The organism is Pseudomonas sp. (assembly GCF_037994325.1).
Taxonomy (GTDB): domain Bacteria; phylum Pseudomonadota; class Gammaproteobacteria; order Pseudomonadales; family Pseudomonadaceae; genus Aquipseudomonas.
In genome coordinates, this window is the sequence record NZ_JBBNAH010000290.1 from 1 (window position 1) to 2,042 (window position 2,042).

The 2,042-nt window shown below is 51.5% G+C and carries 3 protein-coding genes; all 3 read right to left on the bottom strand.

Translation table 11 applies throughout. The annotated features are described in order from the left end of the window. Window positions 1–313, bottom strand: a 313-nt coding sequence (locus tag AAAB16_RS09840) for a DNA cytosine methyltransferase (RefSeq protein ID WP_340663166.1), incomplete at its 3' end; no start/stop codon positions are given. A 743-nt stretch (window positions 314–1,056) separates the two neighbouring features. Then, window positions 1,057–1,407: a JAB domain-containing protein gene (locus AAAB16_RS09845; protein WP_340663167.1), complete on the bottom strand. Its 351-nt coding sequence runs from the start codon at window positions 1,405–1,407 to the stop codon at window positions 1,057–1,059. Further along, a complete protein-coding gene (locus AAAB16_RS09850; RefSeq protein ID WP_340663168.1) occupies window positions 1,408–1,548 on the bottom strand; it encodes a hypothetical protein in 141 nt (46 codons plus the stop codon). Window positions 1,549–2,042: the final 494 nt, after the last annotated feature.

Sequence of the window (2,042 nt, forward strand, 5' to 3'; positions counted from 1 at the left end):
ACCGAATGACTTGAAAGGCGGTATCTCGACTTTCTTCGGATCGGGGCTTCGCCCCGCGGGCGCATGTGTGGTGAGTGCATTCTGGGGAAGATATCAACAGGTCAATGGGTCCTACCTCCGCCAAAACCTGTTTCGGCGTAAGCTTGCGCAAGTCCTGATCGAAGACATGTGCCTCCGGAAAGTTCAGGCGAAATGACTCCACTGCGGGGCCCCAGAGATCGACACCACCTACAATCGTAGCTCCACCTTCACGAGCTCCAAGACTGGCTCCACCGGCCCCACAAAACATATCAAAAGCGCGAATCTGATCCATACAAAGGCATTCCGTTTTATCGTTGTAGCCAGGTTACCAGGTTACCGGCACCATTCAAATTGTTATCGCCAAGGGCAGTCTGAAAAAATTAGCGAGAACTTGGTGTTCTCGCATGGTGTGCTAAGCCATTCAGATCTAGTGATTGATGCGCTATGCCGGTAGTCGCAATAGCAGTGGTGAGCCGTTCACTCATTCTTTGAAGGTAAACAACTAGGGCGCCTCTAGAGCCCTTGAAACACGCAATGCTGCTCTGCAAATAACGAACTTCTCAAGCCTCGATGAGCAGAACTGGCTCGACGACGTAGATCTCTCAAGGTGCGGGATTACCTATTACAGCAACCAAGATGCCTGGGCGGAAACTAGATGAGACCAAGCTTTATGGCAATAACCTTCTTAAGCTGATTTTCGAGAACCAGCACCTAGAGAAGCGGCTACATATCCTACCGCTGGTGGTATTCACCAAGGCGGGATGTTCAGGAGTGCGCAACAGCACCCAATGGGAAATCCGGCTGCTTTGAGCTTGCAACCCGGGTCGGTATTTGGAGTCACGCTGAGTATTTTCTAAACCCCAAGCCCTCAGTTCAATACCTACTGACGTAAATGGTGTCCGATTTATTTCTCCACTCTAAAAGCCCAATCTAGGCAGAAAGGAAAATTTACTCTATAGCCGAATACGCGAACAAAGCAGTGCGTGGCTGATGAGTAACAGACGCTGAGGCTACAAAAATTATCCCAATGAATTGTCAAAGCAGCCCCGCTTTCGCAAACGAAAAAGGCTCGCCCTTGCCCACCACAAAGTGATCAAGCACGGTGATCTCAATCAGCGCCAACGCCTCTTGAATCCGCTTGGTCAACACGCGGTCTGCGTGGCTGGGCGAGGTGAATCCGGAAGGATGGTTATGCACCAAGATCAGCGCGGTGGCGTTATGCGCGAGCGCGCGCTGCACGATAACGCGCGGAAACACGGACGACTGATTGACAGTGCCGGTAAACAGCGTTTCGAAGCCGATGATCTTGTTGGCAGAGTCCAGCAGCAAAATGCCGAACAATTCATTTGGCTGGCCGGCTAGCTTTAAACGTAAGTAATCCGGCACCTAGTCCGGGTCGGTAATCCAGCCTTCGCGCTGGAACAGCTTGCTCTCCAGCAATTGCACAGCCTGGCTAATCAGCCTCCTCTCTTTTCCGGTAAGCGGCGTGGAAAAGGCGCTTTCTGCTGCGCCGTAAGATTGGGTCATGGCGAACTCCTGAAATGACATACAAGTACGCCGACTCGCTGAGGTGGTTACCGCAAACGGCGGCTTAACCTAGCTTGTCGGGTGCGATTTGCCGTTTCACGATGCTCGTAGATTTCTCCGTTCTCTGCTTTACGAAAAACGTAGATTTGCAGGTGTAAAGCGGATTACGTTCGGGGAATAAGCAACCAAATGTTCCAAGTATCCGCCGCCGGACAGAGACTAAAAGTTAGGGCACAGAAATGTCTCTGGCCCGTTTGAACCAGGCACGGCTTTTCCTCATCTACTTCAGGCAACTTGCGCACTGTCTCTCGTTAGGAAAGGGGTACAAATTTATAGCCCCTACTCTAAATAAACCTAGCCCCTGCATCTCCCAGCCCAGCGCCGTCGGAACCTACTTCCGTTCCTGATAAACTCCCCGCCCTCTGCGCCCCGCTTCGCCATTTGGGACAGATTACTTATTTAAAAAGAACTGAAAACACGGATGTCAGATGCCA